Genomic DNA, 25,455 nt, shown 5'->3' with positions numbered 1-25,455 from the left:
GTAGTCCTGCCCCCATACCGGCAGGTGACCAGCGCCAGGAGTTGCCCCCGGGTGCCGGTCCCCCAGTCCATCGGATGAGGTTCATCCGATGGACTCCGGCGCAGTTACTGTCCGGTCCTAATTACACGCGTGTAACTCGTGCCCGTCAAGCGGTGAGCGCGGATTCTACGAATCCTGCGCTCAAGATGCCAAGTCAACACGCCTCGGGGCGGACCGACCGGCGGCACGGAGCGCGTGCGCCTGTGGACCGGACCAGCGATGCGCGCGGTGTGCTCTCGCCGGATCCGAGGGTGATGTACCCAGACCATGACGCGGAAAATCACATCAAGGTAATCTGGGAATCCGCTGGGAACCTGCCCATGCGACCCGGCGAGGTGAACAATGGGGGCATGGCATCGACGATCCTCGACCTCCTGCACCAGCTGCGCGCCGGCAACTCGGCCTCTCCCCGGCTAACGTGGTACGGCCCGGACGGCGAACGGGTGGAGCTCTCGGGCCGCGTCCTCGACAACTGGGTGGCCAAGACGTCCAACTTCCTCACCGAGGAGCTCGACGCCGAGCGCGGGACCCGCGTGCGGATCGACCTGCCCGGGCACTGGAAGAGCGCCGTGCTGGCGCTCGCGGCCTGGCAGGCCGGGGCGGTCGTGGTGGACGACGGCGATGCGGACCTCGTCTTCACGGCGGCGCCAGATGCTGGAGCCGGCGCCGGGACGCAGGCACAGACGCCGGCAGGGACAGGCACGCAGGTGGCAGTGGCCCTGCCCGCCCTGGCGATGTCCTTCCCGGGACCCCTGCCTGCCGGCACCCTCGACTATGCGGCGCTCGTGCGGCAGTTCGCCGACTCCTACGAGCCCTTCGATCCCCCGCTCGGCTCGGACGAGGCGCTGCGCACGGCAGGAAGCTCCTACACGCAGAGCGCGCTCATGTCCGGCTTCGCAAGCGGCGCGCCCGCCCGCGCACGGGTGCTCGTGGGCGCGGACGGAAGCCTGCCCCAGGTGCTCGCGGGCCTCCTGGGCGCGTGGGCGGCGGACGGCTCGGCGGTGCTCGTGCACCCGGCAGTCGAGGTCACCGACCACCTCCTCGCGACGGAGCAGGTCACCGGCGCGGACGCCGGCGCCCACCCGGACGCCGGCTGACGCTCAGGCGCCCGGGACGTCGGGGCCGTGCTCGGGGGCCGGCTGGCCCGGGCCGGACGCGGACTCCGCGCGCTGCGGGCCCGGTCCCTGGCGGTGCTCGTGCACCTCGAAGATCTCGTGGTCGTCCTCGTAGCCGGGCTCGGCGTCGAGCTCCTCGTTGAACACCCAGAAGCGGTAGGCGAAGAAGCGGAAGATGGTGCCGAGCACGAGGCCGACGATCGACCCGGCCACGAAGATCGACACCTTGTCCGTCATGCCGAGGATGTACTTCGTGAAGCCGACGCATCCGGCGGCGATGAGCAGGCCGATCCCGTTCATGATGGCGAACATGACGGCCTCCCGCAGCGCGTTCGCCTGCTTGCGGTGGCGGAAGGTCCAGTAGCGGTTGGCGACCCACGAGAAGATGCTCGCCACGACCGTCGCGATCGACTTGGCCCAGACCTCGCCGCTGTGGAGCGGGCCGTTGAGCAGCCAGATGAAGACGGCGGAGTCGATCACGAACGCGATCCCGCCGACCGTTCCGAACTTGGCGACCTCGCGCCAGAAGAGCGAGACGAGGCCGCGCAGGCGCTCGGAGATGGTGCTGATCATGATCCTCCGCTGATGGTGGTGTGGCGCCCCGCCGACGGTGCCGGACGGGCGTGGCGACGTGCGGGGCGTGTGAATTGTACCGCCGCAGCCTCGGCGGACTCTTGGGTCTGACGCAGGTTGGGTAGGCTGGGCTGGTGAGTTTCCCTGTGATTGGCGTGGTCGGCGGCGGCCAGCTGGCCCGCATGATGGCCCCCGCTGCCACCGCCCTCGGCCTCGAGCTGCGTGTCCTAGCCGAGTCCGACGACGTCTCTGCCGTCCCCTCCGTCCGCCACGCCCCGGTCGGGGACTACCGCAGCCTCGAGGACCTGCGCGGGTTCGCCCACGGCGTCGACGTCCTCACGTTCGACCACGAGCACGTCCCCACCGAGCACCTGCGGGCCCTCATCGCCGATGGCGTCAACGTCCAGCCCGGCCCCGACGCCCTGGTCCACGCCCAGGACAAGCTGCGCATGCGCGCTGCGATCGACGGGCTCGGCCTGCCGAACCCACGGTGGGCGGCGGTGCACCATGTCGAGGACCTCATCGCGTTCGGGGACGCCACCGGCTGGCCGATCGTGCTCAAGACCCCCCGCGGCGGCTACGACGGCAAGGGAGTGCGCGTGCTCCGCTCGGCGGCCGACGCCGAGGAGTGCATCGACTGGTTCGGCACCATGTCTCCACTGCTCGCAGAGGAAATGGTCGGCTTCTCGCGCGAGCTCTCCGCCCTCGTGGCCCGCACGCCCGGCGGCGAGATGCGGGCCTGGCCTGTGGTCCACACCGTTCAGGTCGACGGGGTGTGCGACGAGGTCGTCGCCCCCGCACCGGGCCTGGCCCCCGAGGTCGCCCGCGCCGCGCAGTCAGCCGCCCTGGAGATCGCCGAGAGACTCGGGGTCACGGGCGTCATGGCGGCGGAGCTCTTCGAGACGCCGGGCCGCGGGCCGGGCTTCCTCATCAACGAGCTCGCCATGCGACCCCACAACACGGGCCACTGGACACAGGACGGCTCGGTCACGAGCCAGTTCGAGCAGCACCTGCGCGCGGTCCTGGGCCTGCCCCTGGGCGCGACCGACGTCCTCGGCGACTGGGCGGTCATGAAGAACTACCTCGGCGGCGCGAACCAGGACCTCTTCAGCGCGTTCCCGGCGGCCCTCGCTGCCGATCCCGCGGCAAAGGTCCACAGCTACGGCAAGGGCGTCCGCCCCGGCCGCAAGATCGGCCACGTCAACCTCGTGGGCGGGCCGGGCTCGTCCCCCGAGGACCTCCGCGCCCGCGCCTCGCGCGTCGCTGCGATCATCCGCGACGGGGCGTCCGCCGATCACCCGGCGCCGCCCACTGCCGTCCCCGCCACCACCCAGGAGAATGCATGAGCACGCCCGCCCCCCTCGTCGGCCTCGTCATGGGCTCGGACTCGGACTGGCCCGTCATGGAGGCCGCGGCGGACGCCCTCGCGGAGTTCGGCATCCCCTTCGAGGCGGACGTCGTCTCTGCCCACCGCATGCCCCAGGAGATGATCGCCTACGGCAAGGGTGCGAGGGAGCGCGGGCTGCGCGCCATCATCGCGGGCGCCGGCGGCGCGGCGCACCTCCCGGGCATGCTGGCCTCGGTGACCACGCTTCCCGTGATCGGCGTCCCGGTCCCCCTCAAGACCCTCGACGGCATGGACTCGCTGCTCTCGATCGTCCAGATGCCGGCGGGCGTCCCCGTCGCGACCGTGTCGATCGGAGGTGCGCGCAACGCCGGGCTCCTGGCCGTCCGCATCCTCGCGTCCTCACCGGACGCGCTCGGCGAGCGCCTCGCCTCGGAGCTGGCCGGGTTCGCAGACGAGCTCAACGCCACGGCCGCACGCAAGGGCGAGTCCCTCCGCGCGAAGGCCGCGGAGGTCTTCGCCTCCGGCAACATCCCGCCGCGGGGCGCCCGCTAGGGCCGGGCGGACAGAGCATGGCCCTCCGAAGCCCCGGCCGCATCCAGCACACCGACCCGCTCCGCCACCCCGAGGGCGCGTCCCCCGCCCATCTCACCAAGCGGGCCTTCACCCTGCTCGCGCTCACAGTGCTCGTCCCCGGCAGCGCCCAGCTCATGGCCGGGAACCGGCGCCTCGGGCGCCGGGCGCTCGCCGTGACCGTGGCGGCCTGGGCCCTGCTCGGCCTCGCCATCGTCGTCGCCCTCGTGAACCGCGGCGCTGCGCTCACCGCGGTGACCCACCCTGTGCTCTCGCTCGTCCTCGTCGCGGTGCTCACGGCGCTCGCGATCGGCTGGGCGGTGCTCTTCATCGACACCCTCCGGCTCATCCGGGTGCCCCTCCTCGAGAAGCGGATGCGGCCCGTCGTCGTCATCGCGCTCGTCCTCGCCATGGTGGCCACGAGCGGGAGCCTCGCCTATGCCGCCTACCTCATCGGCGTGGGCCGCTCGGCGATCGGCAGCATCTTCGGCGGCGGCCCCGCCATCGAGCCGGTGGACGGCCGGTACAACTTCCTCGTCATGGGCGGGGACGCGGGCGAGGACAGGGTGGGACGCCGACCGGACAGCCTCTCGGTGGTCAGCGTGGACGCGGAGAGCGGCCGCACGGCGCTCATCTCGATCCCCCGCAACCTCCAGAACGCGCAGTTCGCCGAGGGCTCCCCGATGCGGCAGGTGTACCCGGAGGGCTACAACTGCGGCAACGAGTGCCTCATCAACGCGATCAACACCGAGGTCAACTCGGACCACCGGGACCTCTACCCCGGTGTGGACGACCCCGGCGCGCACGCGACCATGGAGGCGGTCTCAGGCACGCTCGGGCTCACCATCCAGGCCTACGTGATCGTGGACATGGGCGGGTTCGAGCAGCTCATCGACGCGCTCGGAGGCGTCCGGGTCAAGGCCGGCGGCTGGGTCCCCATCAGCGGAGAGTCGCTCGACGACTACGGCGGCCATGCGCAGCCCAAGGGCTGGATCGCTCCCGGGGAACAGCGCCTCGACGGCTACCACGCCCTGTGGTACGGCCGCAGCCGGGAGTTCGCGAGCGACTACGACCGGATCGCCCGCCAGCAGTGCATCCAGCAGGCCATGATCAACCAGCTCAATCCCACGGCCGTCCTGACCAAGTTCCAGGACATCGCAGAGGCCGGCACCAAGGTCGTGGAGTCCAACATCTCCTCGGGCCAGCTCGGCAGCTTCGTCGACCTCGCGCTCAAGGGCAAGGGCGAGCCCGTGGGCCGCATGGTCGTGGGCCCGCCGGACTTCGATGCCTCCTTCCCGACATACCCCGACTTCGACGCCATCCACGCGAAGGTCGACGAGGTCATCGCCGCGAGTTCGGGCTCGGCGGACGATCCCAAGGGCTCGGCCTCCGGCGCGCGCACGACGACGACGGCCGGGGGCGTCTCGGGCCACTCCGGCGGCGTCGGGCTCGCAGCCCCCGCCCTGATCCCGTCCCTCCCGGTGGCTGCTGCCCGCGCGGGTGCCGTCCCCGTGCCGGCCGGGCCCTACAACGAGGTCGGCCCCGACGGCGTGCCCGTCACCGCGGAGCGGCTGGACCACCTCTTCAGCACCGGGCAGAACGAGCTCCTGACGGCGATCGTCGCCGGCAACGGCGAATGCACGCCCCTCTGACACCGCCTGGAACAGCGAGGAAACCTTCCATGCACCTTCTGCACAACACCCTGCGCGACTACGCGTGGGGATCACGGACCGCCATCGCCGACCTGCTCGGGCGGACCCCCAGCGGCGACCCCGAGGCCGAGCTCTGGATCGGCGCGCACCCCGGCTCCCCCTCCGTCCTCGCCGGCGGCTCCGATCCCGATGACGGGGACCCCGGAATGACCCTCGAGGAGCTCATCGCCGTGGACCCGGAGGGCATGCTGGGGCCCGAGAGCGTGGAGGCCTTCGGACCCCGGCTGCCGTTCCTGCTCAAGGTGCTCGCGGCGGCGGGCCCGCTCTCGCTCCAGGTCCACCCGACCCTCGAGCAGGCGCGGGCGGGCTTCGCCGCCGAGGAGGCCGCAAGGGTGGACCGCGGCGCCCCGCACCGGAACTACCGGGACGACAACCACAAGCCCGAGATGGTCTTCGCGCTCACCGCGTTCGAGGCGCTCTCCGGCTTCCGGTCGCCCGGAAGCGCGGCCGTCCTCTTCGAAGAGCTCACAGCGCTCCTGACCGCTGAGGAGTACTCCGAGGCTGCCGAGGTCACCGAGCAGGTGGCCGAGCTCCTGCGCACCCCCGACGAGGCCGAGGCCCTCCGCACTGCCTTCGCCCGGCTCATCGCGGGCGGCGAGCAGGTGCGCGGCTGCGTGGACGCGGCCGCCGCGGCAGTGAGGGCGTCCGGCACGGACGATCGGGACCTGCTCACCGTAGCCCAGCTCGCCGCCGAGTACCCCTCGGACCCGGGTGTGCTCATCTCGCTCATGCTCAACCGCGTCTCGCTCGAACCCGGCGAGGCCCTCTACCTCGCGGCGGGCAACGTCCACGCCTACCTCAAGGGCCTCGCAATCGAGGTCATGGCGTCCTCCGACAACGTCCTGCGCGGCGGCCTCACGCCCAAGCACGTCGACGTCTCCGAACTCCTGCGCACGGTCGTGTTCGCCGCCGTCGGCGTCCCGCGCCTCGCGGCCGAGGAATCGGAGCTCGGCCAGGAGGTCTACCGCCCTCCGTTCGCCGAGTTCCAGCTCCAGCGCATCGATGCCCGCCCGGGCGGCGAACCGGTGCCGGTCGCCCAGTCCGGGCCCGCCGTCGTCCTGTGCGTGAGCGGGAGCCTGACCCTCGACTCGCCGAGGGGCGACCTCGTGATGCACCGCGGGGACAGCGCCTTCGTCCCCGCCGCGGAGGCGCCCGCCATCGCGCACCCCGGCCCCGAGGGAGCACTCGCGTTCGCGGTCACCACGGGCCTGGCCGTCCACCGGATCGAGGCAACGGACGCGGGGGTGCACGCCTGATGGAGCACTTCCTCCAGACACCGCTGTGGGGCGAGGTGCAGCGGGCCCTCGGCCAGACCGTCGTCGAGCGCGGCGGACCGGGCTGGCGGTACCTCGCGACGCTCGAGCGCAACGCCCTCGGCACGATCCTCTACGCGCCCTATGGCCCCGTGGCCTCCACCGCTGAATCCCTGCGCGCTGCCCTCGGCTCGCTCGAGGCGGAGGCGCGCCGCCTCGGGGCGATGGCAGTGCGGATCGAGCCGGTGGAGGCGCCGTTCGGCGGAGACCCAGCGGCCGCGCTCCGCGGCCTCGGCCTCACGCGGGCGCCCTCGGACCTGCAGCCCGAGCTGACGTGGCTCGTGGGACTCGACGGGGACGAGAAGGACATCCTCGGGGCGATGAAGTCCACCAACCGGAACCTGCACCGGAACATCCACAAGAAGGGCGTCACGGTCCGCTCGAGCGACGATCCGGCCGAGCTCGGGATCCTGCTCCGGCTTCTGCATGCGACGGCGGCGCGAGGCCGCTTCACCCCGCAGAGCGACTCCTACCTTCGCACCGTCGCCCAGACGCTCATGCCTGCCGGAGCCGCGAGCCTCTGGATCGCCGAGCTCGAGGGAACCCCGATCGCCGCGGCACTCGTCTACGACACCGCGGACACCCGCACCTATGCGCACGCGGCCATCGATGACGCGCACCGCCGGCTCAGCGCCGGCATCCCCCTCGTCGTCGCCCTCATCCTCGATGCGAAGGCCAAGGGGCTCGCTTGGGTGGACCTCTGGGGCGTTGCGCCAGCGGACCAGCCGGACCACCGCTGGGCGGGGTTCAGCGCGTTCAAGAAGTCCTTCGGGGGCCACGAGGTGGCGCGCACGGGCACGTGGGACCTGCCGGTGGACAAGGGGCGCTACGCCGCCTACCAGGGCCTCCGCGGCCTGCGCGGGGTCCTTCGCTCGGTGGCGCGGACGGTGCTCTCACGCACGAAGGCCCTGCTGCAGCGCGGCTGAGCCGGTGCAGCAGGGCCTGGAGGACCTGGCCCTCCGGACCGTGCTCAGGCCTGGCGCGCCCAGGGCTCCCACTTGCTCGCGTGGTGCTCGGCGTCGACGAAGCGGACAGTGCCGGACTTGCTGCGCATCACGATCGACTGTGTCTTGACGCGGTCCTTCTCGTAGCGCACGCCGCGGAGCAGATCGCCGTCCGTGATGCCCGTGGCCGCGAAGTAGCAGTTGTCGCTCGTGACCAGGTCGTTCGTGGTCAGGACGCGGTCGAGGTCGTGGCCGGCGTCGATGGCCTTCTGCTTCTCCTCGTCGCTCGTCGGCCAGAGCCGGCCCTGGATGACGCCGCCGAGGGACTTGATCGCGCATGCCGCGACGATCCCCTCGGGGGTGCCGCCGACGCCCATGAGCGCGTCGACGCCGGTGCCCGAGCGGGCCGCGGCGATCGCGCCCGCGACGTCGCCGTCCATGATGAACTTGGTGCGCGCACCCGCCGCGCGGATCTCCTCGACGAGGGGCTTGTGCCGGTCGCGGTCCAGGACGCAGACCGTGACCTGGTTGATCTTGACGCCCTTGGCCTTGGCGATGAGGTGCAGGTTCTGCTTGACCGGGAGGCGGAGGTCCACGAGGTCGGCGGCCTCGGGGCCGGTGACGAGCTTCTCCATGTAGAAGACCGCGGACGGGTCGAACATCGTCCCGCGCTCCGCGACCGCGAGGACCGCGAGTGCGTTGTTGATGCCGAGGGCCGTCAGGCGGGTGCCGTCGATCGGGTCGACGGCGACATCCACCTCAGGCCCAGTGCCGTCGCCGACGCGCTCGCCGTTGTAGAGCATGGGCGCTTCGTCCTTCTCGCCCTCGCCGATCACCACGACGCCGTTGAAGTGGACCGTCTGCAGGAAGGAGCGCATCGCGTCGACCGCGGCGCCGTCCGCCTTGTTCTTGTCGCCGAAGCCGACCCAGTGGCCGCCGGCGATCGCCGCGGCCTCGGTGACGCGGACGAGTTCGAGAGCGAGGTTGCGGTCCGGCTCATGGACTCCGACATTGAGGGAGCTGGACAGGGTCGAGTACTGGCTGTCGATCGGCGCTGGGGGCACGGTGACCTCTTCTTCGAGCGGGCTTTGTCTCGATCATAGTCTTCCTCTTCCGCCTCCTGCCCACGATGACGTGCCCCACGCCGGCACCCCGGTTCGCCTGCACGCGCGCCCATGCGGGACCATGGAGGGGTGAGCAGCGAAATGTCCTCCCCCGTCAAGCCGGTCCTGAGCCAGGCAGCCGCGAAGCGCGCCAACGCCTCGGTCATCGGCATGGTCATGGCCCTCGTGGTGAGCGTGCTCGCGATCCTGCCGGTGGTCCTCCTGAATGTCGCCCCCAAGGGCGAGGTGACGCGCCCCGCCGCGGACGTGACCGCCGTCGCGCGCAACGCTGCCCCGGTGGCGGGCTTCGAGCCCGCGGCGCCGGAGCTGCCCGCTGGCTACTCCGCGAACTACGCGAGGTGGAACCCTGCTGGCGCGGACGGGGTGGCGCACTGGGATGTGGGGTGGACGACGCCCCAGCAGCAGTTCGTCTCGCTCGTCCAGACCGCCTCGGCGAACCCCACCTGGCTCCTCACGGAGGTCAAGCAGGCGCCTGTCACGGGCACGCGCACCGTTGCCGGCGTCGACTTCACGCTCTACGACAGGCCCGGGACGGAGAAGAGCCTCGTCGCAGAGGTGGGCGGCACGACTGTCGTGCTGAGCGGCTCTGCGGGCTTCGACGAGCTGGACGCCGTTGCCGCGGCCGTCATCGGGTCGCTCCGCAGCTGAGGCCGGCGGCGCCCCGCGCTAGAGTGTGCGTGTGTCTGAGACTCTCACCCCTGCCCAGGCCTGGCGCACCCTGCGCGAGGGCAACCAGCGATTCGTGCACGGCACCAGCAGCCACCCGAACCAGGACTCCGCCCGCCGCGACGAGCTCGTGGGCGGCCAGAACCCCTTCTGCGTGATCTTCGGCTGCTCCGACTCCCGCCTCGCGGCAGAGATCATCTTCGACCTCGGCCTCGGCGACGCGTTCGTGGTGCGCTCGGCCGGCCAGGTGATCGACGACGCCGTGCTCGGCTCGCTCGAGTACGCGATCGGCGTGCTCGGGGCCCCGCTCATCGTGGTCCTCGGCCATGACTCCTGCGGAGCCGTCACGGCCTCGATCGACGCGTACACGAGCGGGGAGATGCCCGGCGGGTTCGTCCGCGACCTCGTCGAGCGCATCATGCCCTCGGTGATCACCGCCCAGCGCAACGGCGTGACCGAGGTCAACGACACCGTGGTCGAGCACGTCAAGCAGACCGCCAAGCGGCTGCTGGCCACCTCGCAGACCATCTCGAGCGCCGTGGACGAGGGACGCACCGCTGTCCTGGGCGTGACGTACCGCCTCGCGGAGGGCAAGGCCGAGCTCGTCTCGGGCTTCGGCAACGTCTAGCCACAGTTCGGAGCCGGTCCGCGCAGGGGCCTATTCTGGGAGCCATGACTGACTCTGCAGTGCAGGCCCCTGCCTCCGAATACCGCATCGAGCATGACACGATGGGCGAGGTCCGCGTCCCCGCCGCCGCCCTCTACCGCGCCCAGACCCAGCGCGCGGTCGAGAACTTCCCGATCTCCGGCAAGACCCTCGAGCGCAAGCACATCGAGGCCCTCGCGCGCGTCAAGAAGGCCGCCGCGCTCGCCAACGCCGAGCTGGGGGTGCTCGACGACGAGCGCGCCCAGGCGATCGCCGCGGCTGCCGACCGTGTCGCCTCGGGCGAGTTCGACCACCACTTCCCGATCGACGTCTTCCAGACGGGCTCGGGGACCTCGAGCAACATGAACACGAACGAGGTCATCGCCGAGCTCGCGACCCGCGCACTGGCCGAGGGCGGCTCGGACACGACCGTGCACCCGAACGACCACGTCAACGCGTCGCAGTCCTCCAACGACGTCTTCCCGACCTCGGTCCACGTGGCCGCGACCGATGCGCTCCTGAACGACCTCGTCCCGGCCCTCGAGTACCTCGCGGAGTCCCTCGAGCGCAAGGCAGCCGAGTTCGCGGGAATCGTGAAGTCGGGGCGCACGCACCTCATGGACGCAACTCCCGTGACCCTGGGGCAGGAGTTCGGCGGGTATGCAGCACAGGTGCGCTACGGCGTCGAGCGCATCCAGGCCTCCCTCCCCCGCGTCGCCGAGGTGCCCCTCGGCGGCACCGCGGTCGGCACCGGCATCAACACTCCCGCCGGCTTCCCCCAGCGCGTCATCGAGCTGCTCGCGGCGGACTCGCGCCTGCCGATCACCGAGGCCCGCAACCACTTCGAGGCCCAGGCGAACCGCGACGGCCTCATCGAGGCCTCGGGCCAGCTGCGCAGCATCGCGTACTCGTTCATGAAGATCAACAACGACCTGCGCTGGATGGGCTCCGGCCCCAACACGGGCCTCGGCGAGATCGCCATCCCGGACCTCCAGCCGGGCTCGTCGATCATGCCGGGCAAGGTCAACCCGGTCATCTGCGAGGCAGCGATCATGGTCGCCGCACAGGTGGTCGGCAACGACACGACGATCGCCCTGTCCTCCACGAACGGTGCCTTCGAGCTCAACGTCGGCATCCCGGTCATGGCCGCGAACCTGCTCGAGTCCATCCGCCTCCTCGCGAACACCTCGCGCGTCATGGCGGACAAGATGATCGACGGCATCACCGCGAACGAGGAGCGCGCGCGCTTCCTCGCGGAGGCCTCGCCCTCGATCGTGACGCCGCTGAACAAGTACATCGGCTACGAGAACGCCGCCAAGATCGCCAAGACCGCCGTGAAGGAGGGCCTGACCATCCGCCAGGCCACCGAGAAGCTCGGCTTCGTCGGCGAGGGCGAGGGCAAGGTCTCCGAGGCCGACCTCGACAAGGCGCTCGACGTCACCACGATGACGGGCAACAACAAGTAGCAGCCCCCTGCACCCGGGGTCACCTCCCTGCGTCCCGGGGTCACCTCCCAGCGTCCCGGGGTCACCTCCCAGCGTCCCGGGGTCACCTCCCTGCGTCCCGGGGTCACCCCGGCGCGCACGACGGCGGCCGCGGCCTTCCGCCCAAGGCCGCGGCCGCCGTCGTACCCGGCTTAGGCTTGGACCATGCCGATCCCCGACTTCATCCTGGCCCTGCGTGACAAGATCGGCGGCCATCCCCTCTGGCTCCCGGGAGTCAAGGCCGTGGTCACGGACGATGCCGGACGGCTGCTCCTGGTGCGGCGGGCCGACAACGGACGGTGGACGGTGCCAGCCGGCATCATCGAACCCGGCGAGGAGCCGGCCGCGACAGCGGTGCGCGAGGTCCTCGAGGAGACCGGTGTAGACGTCGAGGTCACACACGTGGCCGGTGTCGGGACGACGGCGCCTGTCGTGTACCCGAATGGCGACCACGCACAGTACCTCGACGTCGTGATGGGATGCCGGTACCTCTCTGGCGAGGCCCGGGTCGCCGATGACGAGAACCTCGAGGTCGGCTGGTTCCCCCCTGGCGAACTGCCGGACCTTCCGCCTCTTCATCGCCGGGCCATTGACTGGGCGCTGGACCCGGCCGGGCGTACGCACTATGTGGAACCGGCCCGGTGACCCCGCGTCGCAGGAAGGTGACCCCGCGTCGCAGGAAGGTGACCCCGGGTCGCAGGAAGGTGACCCCGGAAAGGGTGTGGGCCGGGGCGGTCAGGCCGGGAGGAGGAGCGTGAGGGCGGCGCCGGCCAGCATGAAAGGGCCGAACGGCATCTCGGACTTGGCGTTCCCGCGCCGGGACACGATGATCGCGATCCCGGACAGCCCCCCGAGCAGGAACGCGGCAGCGGTGCCCCAGAAGAGGTGGCCCCAGCTGAGGAAGCCCAGGTACAGCCCGAGCACCCCCGCGAGTTTGACGTCTCCGAACCCCATGCCAGCGGGATAGACGACCCGGAGGACGAAGTAGACGAGCCACAGCACGGCTCCACCGCCGAGCACACGGAGCACGGCCGCGAGGTCGAACACCGCCCCCGCGGTGCCGATCGCCGCAGCGGCGGCGAGGGGCACCGCGGCCCAGTAGCTCGGTAGGACGATGCGGTTGGGCAGGAGGTGGCTGCGGATGTCGATGACGGCGAGGCGCGCGGCCATCCACGCGAAATAGCACAGGCACGCCACCACGAGCCAGAAGGCGACGGGGCTGTCCTGCCACAGTTCGGGAAGACGGTTGGTCACGGTTGGACCTTATCGGACCCGTGCCCTCGCGGGTGTCCCGCCACGGCGTGCACTAGCGTAGCGCCATGCTGACCCTCAACGACGTGTGGCCGCTCTTCGGGCTCCGCCTGGGCACGCCGCGACTCGTCCTGCGCCCCCTGCGGGACGACGACCTCCCGGCTCTGGCCGAGGCCGTCCTCTCCGGGATCCATGACCCGGCCCGCATGCCCTTCGCGGTGCCGTGGACGGGAGCACCCCCCGGAGAGCTCGCGGCGAACACGGCCCGCTGGGTCTGGGGGCGCCGCTCGGAGGTGGGCGCCGACGCGTGGACGGTCCAGTTCGGCATCTTCGCGCACGACGGCGCGATGCTCGGGGCGCAGGACATCAGCGCCTCCCGCTTCGCGGACCGCAGGACGGTCGAGACCGGCTCGTGGCTGCGACGCGACGAGCAGGGGCGCGGCTATGGCCTCGAGGCGCGGGCCACCAAGGAGGCCTTCCGCCGCCCCGGCTGGGAGCTCGAGGTCGGCGGCGGCCCGCAGGCCGCCGCCTTCCTCGGCGTCGGCTCCTAGATCTCGGCGCCCTCGAGCATCTCGGTGACGAGTGCGGCGATGGGCGAACGCTCCGAGCGCGTGAGCGTCACGTGCCCGAAGAGCGGGTGGCCCTTGAGGGTCTCGACCACCGCGGCGATCCCGTCATGCCGGCCCACGCGGAGGTTGTCCCGCTGCGCGACGTCGTGCGTGAGGACGATCTTCGAGTTCTGGCCCATGCGGCTCATGACGGTCAGGAGGACGTTCTTCTCGAGCGACTGCGCCTCGTCCACGATCACGAACGAGTCGTGCAGCGACCTGCCCCGGATGTGGGTGAGCGGAAGGACCTCGAGCATCCCGCGGTCCATGACCTCGTCGAGGATATCCTTGCTCACGAGCGCCCCGAGCGTGTCGAACACGGCCTGCGCCCAGGGGTTCATCTTCTCGGTCTCTGAGCCCGGCAGGTAGCCGAGCTCCTGGCCGCCCACGGCGTAGAGGGGCCGGAACACCACGATCTTCTTGTGCTCACGCCGCTCCATGACCGCCTCGAGTCCTGCGCACAGCGCGAGCGCGGACTTGCCCGTGCCCGCCTTGCCGCCGAGGGACACGATGCCGACGCCCGGGTCCATGAGGAGGTCGATCGCGAGGCGCTGCTCGGCGGAGCGGCCGTGGAGCCCGAAGACGTCCCGGTCACCCTTGACGAGGCGCACCTGCTTGTCCGCGCCGACCCGTCCGAGCGCGGAACCGCGCGGGGAGAGGATCACGAGGCCGGTGTTGACGGGCATCTCGGCGGCCTCAGGCAGCAGGACCGCCTCGTGGCCGTAGAGCGCGGAGACCTGCTCCTCGTCCGCGTCGACCTCCGCGACGCCGGTCCAACCCGAGTCGACGATCTGCTCGTTGCGGTACTCGTCGGCCGCGAGTCCCATGGCCGAGGCCTTGACGCGCATCGGCAGGTCCTTGGACACGAGCGTCACTGCCCTGCCCTCGTTGGCCATGTTCTGCGCTACTGCGAGGATGCGCGCGTCGTTGTCCCCGCTGCGGAAGCCGGCGGGCAGGACGTCGGCGGAGATGTGGTTGAGCTCGACGACGAGCGTCCCCCCGGCCGCTCCACCGTCGGCATCGAGGGGCACAGCCTGGTTGAGGCTCCCGTGGCGGACGCGCAGGTCGTCCAGGAGGCGCAGTGCCTTGCGGGCGAAGTAGCCCAGCTCGGGATCGTGGCGCTTGCCCTCGAGTTCGGTGATCACGACGACGGGGATCACCACCTCGTGCTCGGCGAAGCGCAGGAGCGCCCTCGGATCCGAGAGCAGCACGGACGTGTCCAGCACGTAGGTCCTGCGCGCCCCGTCGTCGGTGCTGTGCGCTGCAGCGGACTGTGCGGGCAGTGCGGTGTGGGTTGCCCCGATGCTTGTCACGTCGACTCCAGCCCCCAGGGAGTGACCCCCGGCGTCATCCAGTTCCGTCCGGCTCGGCCGCGAGGCCGGGACCGGCCCCCTGGCGCTGCTGTGACGCAAGCCCATTCTCGGCCTCCCCGCATCGGGCGGCGGGCTGCCTCCCGATGCGGTCAATGTAAGCCCGCTCACGTGACGGGACGGTGAACGGCGCGCGTCGGTCCCGAAAAACTACGCTGGTGTCATTCAGGCGCCGAAGCGCCGGTTGCGCCCCGCGTAGTCGCGGAGGGCGCGGAGGAAGTCGACCTTGCGGAAGGCGGGCCACAGCGCCTCGCAGAAGTAGAACTCGCTGTACGCGCTCTGCCACATGAGGAATCCGGAGAGCCGCTGCTCCCCGGAGGTGCGGATCACGAGGTCAGGGTCGGGCTGGCCGGCGGTGTAGAGGAAGCGCGAGATGTCCTCCACATCGAGCCGCTCGGCGAGGGCGGCGATGTCCTCGCCGCGTGCCACGGCGTCGCGCAGGAGCTCCCGCACGGCGTCGACGATCTCCCGTCGCCCGCCGTAGCCGACTGCGACGTTGACGTGGAGCGGCTCGGAGGGGCTGGGCTTGGACGAGAGCCGCGCGAGCCGCTCGGCGAGGTGGTCGGGGAGCAGCTCGGGGGCGCCCATCGCGTGGACGGACACGGTCGGGTCCTCGTCGAGCCGGTCCAGGGTCTCGGCGATGATCGCCGTGAGCTCGTCGAGCTCCTCGCTGGAACGGCTCATGTTGTCCGTGGAGAGCATGTACAGCGTCACGACCCGGACGCCGAGGTCGCGGCACCAGCCCAGGAACTCGTGGATCTTGTCGGCCCCCGCGCGGTGGCCCTGGCTCGTGGGGGCATTGAACTGGCGGGCCCAGCGGCGGTTGCCGTCCACCATGACGCCGATGTGCCCGGGGATGCTGGTCCGGTCCAGCGAGCGCATGAGGCGCCGCTCGTAGTAGCCGTAGAGGAAACCGGGCAGTTCCAAATGCCCCTCCCGCCCGTGGGTCCGCGCCCTGCCGGGCCTGCCGCTGATGCCCCTCTAGGCTACCGCAGCACGCGCCCGGCCCCTTTCAGGTTACTCGCCAGTAGGATAGGGTGTGGGCCATGCAGGCGACACCGGAGGCCCGGGCCGAACTCCTGGCCATCAAGCCCTCATGGCGGGGCTGGATCCACGCCGTGGCCACGCCCTTCGCGCTCGCCGCGGGGATCGTGCTGCTCGTCGTCGCGCCAGGGCCGGAGAACAAGGCGGCAGTCGCCGTCTACGCGGCCACGGGCCTCTCGCTCTTCGCCGTGAGCGCGGTCTACCACCGCGGCACGTGGGCCCCGCGCACCAAGGCCGTGCTCAAGCGCCTCGACCACACGAACATCATGCTCGTCATCGCGGGCACGTACACGCCCCTCTCGATCGCGCTCCTCCCCCGCCCCCTGGCGGCCGGGCTGCTCACGGCCATCTGGGCGGCGGCGCTCTTCGGCGTCCTGTTCCGCGTCCTGTGGCTCGGCGCGCCCCGGTGGCTCTACGTTCCCGTCTACGTGGTGCTGGGCTGCGCGGCGCTGCTGTTCCTGCCGCAGTTCTTCGCAGCGAGCGTCCCCGCGGCAGTGCTCGTCTGCGCGGGCGGCGCCCTCTACATCGCCGGCGCCGTGTTCTACGGCCTCCAGCGTCCCAACTTCAGCTACCGGCACTTCGGATTCCACGAGATGTTCCACGCGTTCACCGTGGTGGCCTTCGCGACGCACTTCGCGGCGATCCTCATCGCCGTCCTCAGCATCCGGGCCGCCTGACAACGCTGGCCTGCCCCAGCCGTCCTGATCAGGCTCGCGCGGCCTCCCCCGCGAGCTCGGCGCGCAGCGCCTCCGGGGCCCGCACTGGCAGGCGGCAGGCAAAGCCGCGGCACACGTAGGCGAGCGGCCCGCCGTCGTCCGCGCCGGTGCGCCCCGCGAGGAGGGGCACGACGCCGGCCCCCTCGCCGGAGCTGCCAGCCTCACCCGGCGTGCCGGCCTCGCCCGGCGTGCCGGCCTCGCCGAGCGCGATGACCAGCCCGGGGCTCGGCGAGGAGAGCGCCTCGCGGTGCAGCGCCAGCGTCTCGGCCGCGCGCGGGCCCGTGAGCGGCCCTACGACCGCCGCCTCGAGCGGGCCCGCGACGGCGGCCTCCGCGACGGCGAGCAGCCAGCCCGCCACCCGGGGCGACTGGCCCACGAGGCCGGGGAGCCCTGCGAGGACCGCAGCCGCGGCCTCACGGTCCGCGGACGACCCTGTGTAGGCGCTCCGGGCCAGGAGCGCGCCGGCGAGCAGGGAGGCGCCGCTCGGGGCCTCGTTGTCCATCGCATCGAGGAGGCGCGCCCCGCCGGCTGCGGCCATGCCGGGCCCCGCTGCGCCAGCACCGGCCAGCCCGACCGCATCCCCTGCGTCCGTGCCCGCCCCGACCGGCACATCGGAGAGCAGGCCGTCCGCCACGAACCGTGAGAGCGCTGCGTCCAGCAGCTCCCCGGCCCACACGAACCATCGGTCCTCGCCGCTCGCGGCGTAGAGCGCGTAGGCGCCCTCGGCGCACGCCGCGTAGTCGGAGAGCATCCCCTCCACGCCTCCGGCCACCCCGCCGTGGGAGACCCGGGCCAGGCGGCTGCCGTCCCAGTGCGTCTCGGACAGGAGCACGGCGGCGCGCCGTGCATGCCCGAGCAGGTCGGGGCGGCCGAGGACTGCCGCGGCGTCCGCGAGCGCGGCGACGGCCAGGCCGTTCCAGCCGGCCACGGCCTTCTCGTCCCGGCCGGGGCGGGGCCGGCTGGACCGCGCTGCCGCGAGGGCCTCCCGGTGCCGCTCGAGCAGCGCGCGTTCGTCCGGGCCCAGCTCGCGGGCCGCGTGGAGCGGCCCGCCATAGCGCCCCTCGACGCCCTCTGCCGCGCCGGGCGCAGCGCCCCCGGCGTGCGCGCCGCCCCGGCGTGCCCCGCCCGCGGGGACGCCGAAGACCGAGGCCAGCCGGGCGGCGTCGCGCTCCCCCGCCGCCTCCGCGAGCTCGGCGGCGGTCCACACGTAGTAGCCGCCCTCCACCGCGTGGCCGTCCCGCTCCGAGTCGGCGTCGAGCGAAGAGGCGAAACCGCCGCCGGCCAGGCCCATCTCCCGCACGAGCCAGTCCGCCGTGAGCACCGCGGCCGCGCGCGCCTCCTCGGCGGGGAACCCGGCGTCACCGCCGAGGCGCACCCAGTGCGCGAGGACGCGCAGGAGCTGGGCGTTGTCGTAGAGCATCTTCTCGTAGTGCGGGAGGGACCAGTCGGCGGTCACCGAATAGCGCGCGAACCCGCCGCCGAGCACGTCGAAGAGCGCCGAACGGCACATCGCCGCGAGGGTGCGCCCCGCAAGTGCGCGCGCCGCCCCCGCTGTGGGCGCCTGGGTCGCGGCGTGCCGGACAAGGAACGCGAGCACAGGCGACGGCGGGAACTTGGGTGCGCGCCCGAAGCCTCCGTTCTCGGGGTCCTCGGCCTTCCCCAGGCGCACGACGGCGTCCGCCGTCAGGGCGGCCAGCCCGCCGGTTCCCTGTTCCCCGGCGCGAGCGTCGAGGCGCAGGAGCTGCGCCGAGAACAGCCCGCCGAGGCCCTCGGCGAGGGAGCCTGCCTGGCGCTCGACCGCCTCGCGGCGCTCGGTCCACGCCTCGCGCACGGCGTCGAGCACCTGCCGGAAGCTCGGGCGGGAGGGGTGCGGCGTGGGCGGGAAGTAGGTGCCGGCGTAGAACGCCCGGCCGTCCGGCAGGGCGAAGATGCTCAGAGGCCAGCCGCCCTCCCCCGTCATGGCCTGGCACGCGGCCATGTACACCGTGTCCACATCGGGGCGCTCCTCGCGGTCCACCTTGACCGACACGAAGCCCTCGTTGAGCACTGCGGCGGCCGCGGGGTCCTCGAAGGACTCATGGGCCATCACATGGCACCAGTGGCAGGCCGCGTAGCCGATCGAGATGAAGACGGGGACGTCCCTGCGGGCCGCCTCGGCGAAGGCCGTCTCGCCGTAGGGCTGCCAGTGGACGGGGTTGTCGGCGTGCTGGCGGAGGTAGGCGGACGGGGAGCCTGCGAGTCGGTTGGCCATGGGGCCAGTCTGCCCTGCCCGCCGGGTGCCGAGAAGGCACAAGGGCGGGGAAGGCACAAGGACAAGAAGGCGCAAGCAGAGGAAAGCGCGGGGCCCGGTGGGCCAGGGGCCGTCGCTACTGGCCGGCCCTGTCCTGTTCCCCGGTGTCTCCCCGCTCATCAGCCTGCTGGGCCTGGGCACGCTGCTCCTCGACCTGCGCGCGGTACCGCACGCGGCGGAGGCGGCGCACCATGTCCACGATCAGGAGCATGGTGAGGACCACGACGAACGCGGTGAGCAGGAACCCCCATGTGCCGGGGGTGATCTGGTCCTCGGACAGCCCCGGCCTGAGGGTCCCGTCGGGAGACGGCGTGGGCGTGAGGGCAACGAGGAGGTTCAGCACCGGAACATCCTATCCCGGGGGCGCGGAGGGCCGGCCCTGCAAGAGATGCGCCTAGCGCAGCCCGGCGAAGAGGTCCGTCTCGGTCTCGCCCTCTGCAGGGCCGCCGACGCTCGAGGACATGAGCGAGTAGTCCTCCCACGGCCATTCGCGCTCCCGGAGTTCGAGGGAGACGGCGAAGAACCATCCGTCGGGATCGATCTGGGTGGCGTGCGCCGCGAGCGCGCGGTCGCGCACCGCGAAGTAGGCCGAGCACTCCACCTGGGTCGTGACCCGATGGCGGGACTTCCACGGGCGGTGCCCCTCGGCGTCGTTCTCCGCGGCCTTGGCGATCCAGTCCGCGTAGGGCGACTCGAGCCCCGCCGCGACGAGCGCGTCGTGGATCCTGCGCACGCGGTCCGGATTGAACGGGACGTCGTAGTACAGCTTGGCCGGCTCCCACGGCTCGCCCGCGTCCGGGTAGGCGTCCGCCTTCCCCGCTGCGTGGAAGGCCTCCACCGCGATCCGGTGCGCCATGATGTGGTCCGGGTGCGGGTAGCCGCCGTTCTCGTCGTAGGAGACGACGACGTGCGGCCTGAACTCGCGCATGAGGCGCACGAGCGGCGCCGCGGCCTGCTCGAGCGGGAGCGTCGCGAAGGATCCCCACGGCAGGGGCGGGAGCGGGTCCCCCTCAGGCAGGCCAGAGTCCGTGAAGCCGAGCCACCGGTGCTGCACGCCGATGACCCGCTGGGCCGCGGCCATCTCGAGCCGCCGCGCCCCGGCCATGTCGCGCAGGGGGTGGGGCGCGTCGAGGATGCGCGGGTTCTGGATGTCCCCGCGGGAGCCGTCGGTGCAGGAGACGACCATGACCTCGTGGCCTTCGGCAAGGTACTTGGCCATCATGGGCGCGCCCTTGCTCGATTCGTCGTCGGGATGGGCATGGACCGCGAGGAGCCTCAGCGGGCGCTCGTTCTCAGACACGGCTCCTAGAATAGCCGGGTGGACCCGGACATCAGCGCGAACCCTGCCCTCGCGGCACGCTACGGCAGCCCCCGCAGAGGCCTCTCCCGCACCGCCGCCCGCGTGCTGGTGGCAGTGGGCCTGGCCTTGGGCATCGCGGTCGCCGCGTGGCTCGCCGTGGGCGTCGGGCAGCCTGAGGTCAGGTCCAAGGACGTCGGCTTCCGGGTCCAGGACCCCTGGCACGCCGAGATCGACTTCGAGGTGTCCAAGGACGCCTCGGCGAGCGCCGTGTGCGCGGTCAAGGCACTCTCCGAGTCGTACGCCGTCGTGGGCTGGAAGGAGATCGCCGTCGGTCCCAGCGCAGGCGCGAGCGGCACTGTCACCACGCCGGTCACCGTGCCCCTGCGCACCGAGAGCGGCGCCGTGAGCGCCGTCGTCGACTCCTGCTGGATCACCGGCGGCTGAGCCCCGGCCCGGGACACGCGGGCCCGCCCAGCTTGGGTTCGCCCCGCAGTGTCACTAGAATGGATCAACAGCCCTTGCCCCGCCGGTGGTCGAGAAAGCGCTCCCGAGGCATCATGCCGTAGGCGCGCCCAGCCCGCAGGCGGGGTCTTTGCTTGGAAGAAACCCAACGAGGAGACGAGATGTCCACCACGACCCATCAGGGCGGCGCCTGGCTCACCCAGGAGGCCTACGACCGTCTCAAGGCCGAGCTGGACCACCTCTCGGGACCCGGCCGGCACGAGATTGTCGAGCGCATCGAGGCCGCCCGCCAGGAAGGCGACCTCAAGGAGAACGGCGGCTACCACGCCGCCAAGGAGGAGCAGGGCAAGATCGAGGCCCGCATCCGCCAGCTGACCGAGCTGCTGCGCAACGCGCACGTCGGCGAGAAGCCCGCGGACGACGGCGTCGTCGAGCCCGGCATGATCGTCGTCGCCAAGATCGCCGGGGACGAGGAGCGCTTCCTCCTCGGCTCCCGCGAGATCGCCGACGGCGGCACCGATCTGGACGTCTTCAGCGAGAAGTCCCCGCTCGGCGCCGCGATCGTGGGCCACAAGCAGGGCGACAAGCTCTCCTACACGGCGCCCAACGGCCGCGAGATCGAGGTCGAGATCGTCTCGGCCACGCCGTACTCCGGCTGACGGCCCGGCCCACCCGGCCAGCGCACGACGGCGCCGCCCCCCTTGCGCGGGGGCGGCGCCGTCGTCGTCTGGCTGGCGTGCGTCAGCGCGAGCGCGTCTGGGAACGCGGGCGCGGGCCCCGCTCGCGCGAGCGCAGTGCGACCGCGGCGGCGACCCCGCCCAGGAGCCCGAAGAGGTGTGCCTGCCATGAGATGCCGCGCTCCAGCGTGGGCAGCGCGCCGAGCAGCACCCCGCCGTACGCGATGAACAGGGCGACGGCGAGCAGGATCTGGCCCCAGCGCCGGTTGAGGAACCCGCGCACGAGGAGGAAGCCGAACAGCCCGAAGATGACCCCGGAGGCACCGACCGTGATCGACGGCAGGCCGAAGATGCTCCCGCCGAAGAGCCACACGCCGATCCCCGAGGCGAGCCACGAGAGCGCCACGGCCGTGAGGAACTCGCGCACCCCGGCGAGGAACGCGAGGAAGCCGAAGACGATCAGCGGGAGCGTGTTCGCGGCGAGGTGGCCCCACCCGGTCGGGTCGTGCACGAGCGGCGAGGTGAGGATGTCCGGGAGGCTCTCCGGGTCCCGCGGCCGGATCCCGAACGTGCTCGCGAGCCAGCCGAGCGTGGCCATGTTGGCGATCTGGAGCGCGTAGAGCACCGCCGTGACCGCGATCATCGTGACCAGGCCCGCGCGCGCCCTGCCAGCGAGCTCCGCCCCCATGTGCTCCCCCTCTTCGCGCCTGCCCGGCGCGCTCGCGCTCAGACGTGGATGACGATGGGCTGGAAGCCCTCGGCACGCAGGGCCCGCAGGACCTGTTCGCAGTGCTCGTGGCCCTTCGTCTCCATGTCGATCGTGATGGCCACGTCTCCCATGCTGATCGAGCCGCCCACGCGCGTGTGGTCCACGCCCGTGACGTTGGCGTCGTTCTCGGCGATGATGCGGGAGATGGTCGCGAGGGAGCCGGGGCGGTCGTCCAGCATCATGCGGACGGTGAAGTAGCGGCCCGCGGCGGAGAGGCCGCGCTGGATGACCTTGAGCATGAGCATCGGGTCGATGTTGCCGCCGGAGAGGATCACGGCCGTCTTCTTGGGCTGGATCCCCAGCTCGGCGAGCTTGCCGTCCATGAGGGCGGCGACGCCGACCGCGCCGGCGGGCTCGACCACGAGCTTGGCGCGCTCGAGCAGGAAGATGAGGGCGCGGGCGAGGGACTCCTCGCTCACGGTCACGACGTCGTCGACCAGCTCGCGGATGATGCTGAACGGGATCTGGCCGGGCTGGCCCACGGCGATGCCGTCCGCCATCGTCGAGACGGACGCGAGCGGGACGAGGGCATCCGCCGCGAGCGAGGGCGGGTACGCCGCGGCGTTCTCCGCCTGGACCCCGATCACACGGATCTCGCGGCCGAGCTCGCGGGCCCTCGCCTTGACGGCCACCGCGACGCCGGCGAGGAGGCCCCCACCGCCCACGCCCATGACGATCGTGTCAACGTCCGGGACCTGCTCGAGGATCTCGAGGCCCACCGTGCCCTGGCCGGCCACGACGTCCGCGTTGTCGAACGGATGGACGAACACGGCGCCGGTCTCCTCGGCGTAGCGCTTGGCCTCGGCGAGAGCCTCGTCCACGTTGTGGCCGTGGAGGACCACCTCTGCCCCGTGCGAGCGGGTGGCCTGGAGCTTGGGCAGCGCGACGCCCACGGGCATGTAGATGCGGGCGCGGATCCCGAGCCGCCTCGCGGCGACGGCCACGCCCTGGGCGTGGTTGCCGGCGGAGGCGGCCACGACGCCCCGGGCCTTCTCCTCCGGGCTGAGCCGTGCCATGCGCACGTACGCGCCGCGCACTTTGAACGAGCCCGCGCGCTGGAGGTTCTCGCACTTGAGGTAGACCTCGCCGCCCACCATCTGCCCGAGGGCCCTCGAGGTCTCGATCGGCGTCACGGCAATAATGCCCTCGAGCAGCTCCTGCGCGGCCAGGACATCGTCCAGCGTCACAGCGAGTGTCGAGAGGGCTTCCATGCTCAGGTCTCCTTGGGGTCCACGGGGGTTTGGCCGCCCGGCGGCGCGTCGGCGACGGCCGCGGGCACCCTTTCAGTGTCCCACGCCCGGGCCGCGATGTAGCGAACGGCCGAGTTCGCTACGGCGAGCGTGGGCACCGCGAACAGGGCGCCGGGGATTCCTGCGAGGTAGGACCCTGCGGCGACCGCGAGGATCACGGCGACCGGGTGCAGGGACACCGCGCGGCCCATGATGAGCGGCTGCAGCACATGGCTCTCGATCTGCTGCACCGCCACGACGATCACGAGCATGATCAGGGCGTTGACGAACCCGTTCGCGACGAGGGCGAGGAGGACGGCGACCACGCCGCTCACGAGCGCACCGACCACCGGGATGAAGGAGGCGAGGAAGACGAGGATGCCCAGGGGCAGGGCGAGCGGGACGCCGAGGATCGCGGCGCCCACGCCGATGCCGATCGCGTCCACGGCGGCGACGAGGACCTGGACCCGGACATAGTTCACGAGGGACGCCCACCCGCTGCGCCCGGCGCCGTCTGCCGCGGGCCGCGCCCGGCGCGGGAGGAGCCGCACGAGGAACGTCCAGATCCGCTCCCCCTCGAGGAGGAAGAACACGAGGACGAAGAGCGCGATGAGCGCCCCGGTGATGAGGTGGCCGGCCGAGCTGCCCACGCTCAGGACCCCGCTCACGAGAGAGCCCTGGTTGGAGCTCAGGAGGTCTTGGGCCTCCTTGAGGTATGCGTCGAGCTGCGAGGCGCTGATCTGCAGGGGACCCTCGGCGAGCCACCGCTGGACCTCGGCCACGCCCTCGAGCGCCTGGTTCCACAGGGCGCGGAACCCGGCGGTCAGCTGACGTCCCACAAGCACCAGGACGCCGACGACCGCAGCGATGAAGCCCACCTCGGTCAGCGCCACGGCGAGCCCGCGCGGGAGGCCTGCCCTGTGGAGCAGCCTCACCACGGGCAGCAGGAGCCCCGCGAGGAGCGCTGCGACGAGGACCGAGATGACGAGGAAGCTCAGCTGTGCGAGGGCCCACACCACGCCGTAGCCCACCACGAGGATGATGGCCAGCCGCCACGACCAGGCGGCCGCGATGCGCAGAGCGAACGGGAGCTCTGCCTCCGTCACGGGCCGGGCGGAGCGACGCCGCTCGACGGCGGCCGCAGCGCTGGCGGCCGGGGCCGGGGGCTGCTCGGACTGGATGCGTGCAGTTCTGTCCTCCATGGGCCCATCCTTTCAGAGGCGGGATCCGATCCCCCAGCGCATCGAGGCCGCCGCGCCGGGCCCGAGCCAGCGCAGGCCGTCGCCGCTGTTGAACGCGTTGGCGGGCGCGGTCATCGGCTCGAGCGCGACCGCCTTGGGCCGGCCCGGGAAGCGGTCCGAGATGTAGACGTGCACGTACGGGCACGCGTCGTCCTGCCACAGCCAGACCGCGCGGCCGTCCGGGGCGGCCAGAGTGCTGCGGGCCACGCCCCCCTCCCTCGCGAGGCCGGTGTACGCGGCGTCGATGGAGAGCCCGCCCACGCGCTGGCCCGGGCGCAGGTCCCACTCCCCCTGGGCCGGCTCGGCAGACCGGGGGATCTTCCGTTCGTCGGCCGCCAGCCGGGTCGCGGCGGGCACGGTGAGCACGAGTTCCTCCGTGGGCACCTCGCCGAGGCGCAGGTACGGGTGCGCACCGAGCCCGTACGGGGCGGGCTCGGCCGAATCGTTCGAGAGCGTCTGCGTCACGCTCAGGCCGCCGTCATCGTCGAGGGCGTACTCGACCCTGTGGCGGACCAGGAAGGGGTAGCCGTGCTGCGGGAAGACCACGGCCTCGAGGACCACCGAGGCCTCCGTCGCAGCGAGAGCCGCATACCCGGTGTTGCGCAGGAGCCCGTGGCTCGCGTTCCCCTTCGAGGGCTCGGTGATGTCCAGCTGCTGCACCTGGCCGTTGAGGGTCCAGCGGCCGTCCTCGATCCGGTTGGCCCAGGGTGCGAGGGTCAGCCCGCACGCGCCCGGCGGGATCTCGTGGTCGCCGAACGTCTCCACGAGCACGACGCCGTTGCGCGAGTAGGAGCGGAGGGCTGCTCCCAGCTCGGTCACCACGGCGGTGCCACCGCCGCGGGCGATGGTGTGCTGGATGCCGGTGGCCGCGCGCCGCGCGGCACCGGGGGCAGTGGGGGCAGAGGGTGGCGGGGGAACGGATGACGAGGCCATGACCGCCACGCTACAGTCCTTGGACCTCTTC

The 25,455-nt window shown here is 72.0% G+C and carries 26 protein-coding genes; 14 read left to right on the top strand and 12 right to left on the bottom strand.

Annotated elements, in window-relative coordinates; genetic code table 11:
- The first annotated feature begins 389 nt into the window (after positions 1-389).
- Positions 390-1,136 (top strand): TIGR03089 family protein, encoded by a 747-nt coding sequence (locus tag ABCQ75_RS00340; RefSeq protein ID WP_345882386.1) that lies wholly within the window; start codon positions 390-392, stop codon positions 1,134-1,136.
- A gap of 3 nt (positions 1,137-1,139) precedes the next feature.
- On the opposite strand, the gene ABCQ75_RS00335 is transcribed toward ABCQ75_RS00340, so the two are convergent.
- Positions 1,140-1,727 (bottom strand): GtrA family protein, encoded by a 588-nt coding sequence (locus ABCQ75_RS00335; protein WP_345882385.1) that lies wholly within the window; start codon positions 1,725-1,727, stop codon positions 1,140-1,142.
- Positions 1,728-1,909: 182 nt separating this feature from the next.
- On the opposite strand from ABCQ75_RS00335, the gene ABCQ75_RS00330 reads away from it, so the two are divergent.
- From ABCQ75_RS00330 to ABCQ75_RS00310, 5 genes are read left to right on the top strand one after another with little or no spacing between them, the layout of a single operon-like run.
- On the top strand, positions 1,910-3,073 hold the full coding sequence (locus ABCQ75_RS00330; protein ID WP_345882910.1) for a 5-(carboxyamino)imidazole ribonucleotide synthase: 1,164 nt from the start codon (positions 1,910-1,912) through the stop codon (positions 3,071-3,073).
- Positions 3,070-3,627 carry a 5-(carboxyamino)imidazole ribonucleotide mutase gene (gene purE / locus ABCQ75_RS00325; protein WP_345882384.1) on the top strand — a complete coding sequence of 186 codons (558 nt, stop codon included), beginning with the start codon at positions 3,070-3,072 and terminating at the stop codon, positions 3,625-3,627. Before ABCQ75_RS00330 ends, purE begins: the two co-directional genes overlap by 4 nt.
- 17 nt (positions 3,628-3,644) lie before the next feature.
- Positions 3,645-5,297 carry an LCP family protein gene (locus ABCQ75_RS00320; RefSeq protein WP_345882383.1) on the top strand — a complete coding sequence of 551 codons (1,653 nt, stop codon included), beginning with the start codon at positions 3,645-3,647 and terminating at the stop codon, positions 5,295-5,297.
- A 29-nt stretch (positions 5,298-5,326) separates the two neighbouring features.
- Complete coding sequence (gene manA / locus ABCQ75_RS00315; protein WP_345882382.1) at positions 5,327-6,613, top strand: mannose-6-phosphate isomerase, class I; 1,287 nt, start codon at positions 5,327-5,329, stop codon at positions 6,611-6,613.
- On the top strand, positions 6,613-7,596 hold the full coding sequence (locus ABCQ75_RS00310) for a lipid II:glycine glycyltransferase FemX (protein ID WP_345882381.1): 984 nt from the start codon (positions 6,613-6,615) through the stop codon (positions 7,594-7,596). Before manA ends, ABCQ75_RS00310 begins: the two co-directional genes overlap by 1 nt.
- 44 nt (positions 7,597-7,640) lie before the next feature.
- On the opposite strand, the gene glpX is transcribed toward ABCQ75_RS00310, so the two are convergent.
- Entirely contained in the window at positions 7,641-8,678 is a 1,038-nt protein-coding gene (gene glpX, locus ABCQ75_RS00305) for a class II fructose-bisphosphatase (RefSeq protein WP_345882380.1), read from the bottom strand.
- Positions 8,679-8,807: 129 nt separating this feature from the next.
- Here glpX and ABCQ75_RS00300 point away from each other — a divergent pair, with 129 nt between their 5' ends.
- From ABCQ75_RS00300 to ABCQ75_RS00285, 4 genes are all read left to right on the top strand, one after another.
- Positions 8,808-9,386 (top strand): DUF4245 domain-containing protein, encoded by a 579-nt coding sequence (locus ABCQ75_RS00300; protein ID WP_345882379.1) that lies wholly within the window; start codon positions 8,808-8,810, stop codon positions 9,384-9,386.
- Positions 9,387-9,417: 31 nt separating this feature from the next.
- Positions 9,418-10,032 (top strand): carbonic anhydrase, encoded by a 615-nt coding sequence (locus ABCQ75_RS00295; RefSeq protein WP_345882378.1) that lies wholly within the window; start codon positions 9,418-9,420, stop codon positions 10,030-10,032.
- 44 nt (positions 10,033-10,076) lie between these two features.
- A complete protein-coding gene (locus ABCQ75_RS00290; protein ID WP_345882377.1) occupies positions 10,077-11,516 on the top strand; it encodes a class II fumarate hydratase in 1,440 nt (479 codons plus the stop codon).
- 183 nt (positions 11,517-11,699) lie between these two features.
- Positions 11,700-12,179: an NUDIX hydrolase gene (locus ABCQ75_RS00285; protein WP_345882376.1), complete on the top strand. Its 480-nt coding sequence runs from the start codon at positions 11,700-11,702 to the stop codon at positions 12,177-12,179.
- Between the two features lie 90 nt (positions 12,180-12,269).
- On the opposite strand, the gene ABCQ75_RS00280 is transcribed toward ABCQ75_RS00285, so the two are convergent.
- Positions 12,270-12,788, bottom strand: coding sequence for a prepilin peptidase (locus tag ABCQ75_RS00280; protein ID WP_345882375.1), 519 nt, complete (start codon positions 12,786-12,788; stop codon positions 12,270-12,272).
- Between the two features lie 65 nt (positions 12,789-12,853).
- Between ABCQ75_RS00280 and ABCQ75_RS00275 the strand changes: the two genes are divergently transcribed.
- Complete coding sequence (locus ABCQ75_RS00275) at positions 12,854-13,336, top strand: GNAT family N-acetyltransferase (RefSeq protein WP_345882373.1); 483 nt, start codon at positions 12,854-12,856, stop codon at positions 13,334-13,336.
- Here the strand turns inward: ABCQ75_RS00275 and ABCQ75_RS00270 are convergent.
- Together ABCQ75_RS00270 and ABCQ75_RS00265 are read right to left on the bottom strand one after the other, a co-directional pair.
- The gene (locus ABCQ75_RS00270) at positions 13,333-14,676 is read right to left on the bottom strand and encodes a PhoH family protein (protein ID WP_345882909.1); all 1,344 of its coding nucleotides are present in this window, start codon (positions 14,674-14,676) and stop codon (positions 13,333-13,335) included. The two genes, ABCQ75_RS00275 and ABCQ75_RS00270, sit on opposite strands and share 4 nt — an antisense overlap.
- Before the next feature lie 252 nt (positions 14,677-14,928).
- Positions 14,929-15,690: an isoprenyl transferase gene (locus ABCQ75_RS00265; protein ID WP_345882372.1), complete on the bottom strand. Its 762-nt coding sequence runs from the start codon at positions 15,688-15,690 to the stop codon at positions 14,929-14,931.
- A 119-nt stretch (positions 15,691-15,809) separates the two neighbouring features.
- Here ABCQ75_RS00265 and trhA point away from each other — a divergent pair, with 119 nt between their 5' ends.
- On the top strand, positions 15,810-16,484 hold the full coding sequence (trhA, locus tag ABCQ75_RS00260; RefSeq protein WP_345882371.1) for a PAQR family membrane homeostasis protein TrhA: 675 nt from the start codon (positions 15,810-15,812) through the stop codon (positions 16,482-16,484).
- Between the two features lie 28 nt (positions 16,485-16,512).
- Here trhA and ABCQ75_RS00255 read toward each other — a convergent pair whose 3' ends face one another.
- The 3 genes from ABCQ75_RS00255 to mca form a co-directional block, all read right to left on the bottom strand.
- Positions 16,513-18,774: a thioredoxin domain-containing protein gene (locus tag ABCQ75_RS00255; protein ID WP_345882370.1), complete on the bottom strand. Its 2,262-nt coding sequence runs from the start codon at positions 18,772-18,774 to the stop codon at positions 16,513-16,515.
- A 115-nt stretch (positions 18,775-18,889) separates the two neighbouring features.
- Positions 18,890-19,156 carry a hypothetical protein gene (locus tag ABCQ75_RS00250; RefSeq protein WP_345882369.1) on the bottom strand — a complete coding sequence of 89 codons (267 nt, stop codon included), beginning with the start codon at positions 19,154-19,156 and terminating at the stop codon, positions 18,890-18,892.
- Positions 19,157-19,207: 51 nt separating this feature from the next.
- On the bottom strand, positions 19,208-20,113 hold the full coding sequence (gene mca, locus ABCQ75_RS00245) for a mycothiol conjugate amidase Mca (protein ID WP_345882368.1): 906 nt from the start codon (positions 20,111-20,113) through the stop codon (positions 19,208-19,210).
- 18 nt (positions 20,114-20,131) lie between these two features.
- Here mca and ABCQ75_RS00240 point away from each other — a divergent pair, with 18 nt between their 5' ends.
- Together ABCQ75_RS00240 and greA are read left to right on the top strand one after the other, a co-directional pair.
- On the top strand, positions 20,132-20,557 hold the full coding sequence (locus ABCQ75_RS00240; RefSeq protein WP_345882367.1) for a DUF4307 domain-containing protein: 426 nt from the start codon (positions 20,132-20,134) through the stop codon (positions 20,555-20,557).
- Between the two features lie 179 nt (positions 20,558-20,736).
- Positions 20,737-21,234: a transcription elongation factor GreA gene (gene greA, locus ABCQ75_RS00235; protein ID WP_345882366.1), complete on the top strand. Its 498-nt coding sequence runs from the start codon at positions 20,737-20,739 to the stop codon at positions 21,232-21,234.
- Between the two features lie 82 nt (positions 21,235-21,316).
- Here the strand turns inward: greA and ABCQ75_RS00230 are convergent, their stop codons facing one another.
- From ABCQ75_RS00230 to ABCQ75_RS00215, 4 genes are read right to left on the bottom strand one after another with little or no spacing between them, the layout of a single operon-like run.
- The gene (locus ABCQ75_RS00230; RefSeq protein ID WP_345882365.1) at positions 21,317-21,940 is read right to left on the bottom strand and encodes a rhomboid family intramembrane serine protease; all 624 of its coding nucleotides are present in this window, start codon (positions 21,938-21,940) and stop codon (positions 21,317-21,319) included.
- A gap of 38 nt (positions 21,941-21,978) precedes the next feature.
- A complete protein-coding gene (ilvA, locus tag ABCQ75_RS00225; RefSeq protein ID WP_345882364.1) occupies positions 21,979-23,232 on the bottom strand; it encodes a threonine ammonia-lyase in 1,254 nt (417 codons plus the stop codon).
- Positions 23,233-23,234: 2 nt separating this feature from the next.
- Complete coding sequence (locus ABCQ75_RS00220) at positions 23,235-24,452, bottom strand: AI-2E family transporter (RefSeq protein ID WP_345882363.1); 1,218 nt, start codon at positions 24,450-24,452, stop codon at positions 23,235-23,237.
- Between the two features lie 12 nt (positions 24,453-24,464).
- Complete coding sequence (locus ABCQ75_RS00215; RefSeq protein ID WP_345882362.1) at positions 24,465-25,424, bottom strand: aldose 1-epimerase family protein; 960 nt, start codon at positions 25,422-25,424, stop codon at positions 24,465-24,467.
- Between the last annotated feature and the right edge of the window lie 31 nt (positions 25,425-25,455).

Origin of the sequence: Sinomonas halotolerans (assembly GCF_039615075.1) — a bacterium.
Lineage (GTDB): Bacteria > Actinomycetota > Actinomycetes > Actinomycetales > Micrococcaceae > Sinomonas > Sinomonas halotolerans.
The sequence above is the reverse complement of the archived record's forward strand: the minus strand, read 5'-3'. Positions and strand labels throughout refer to the sequence as shown.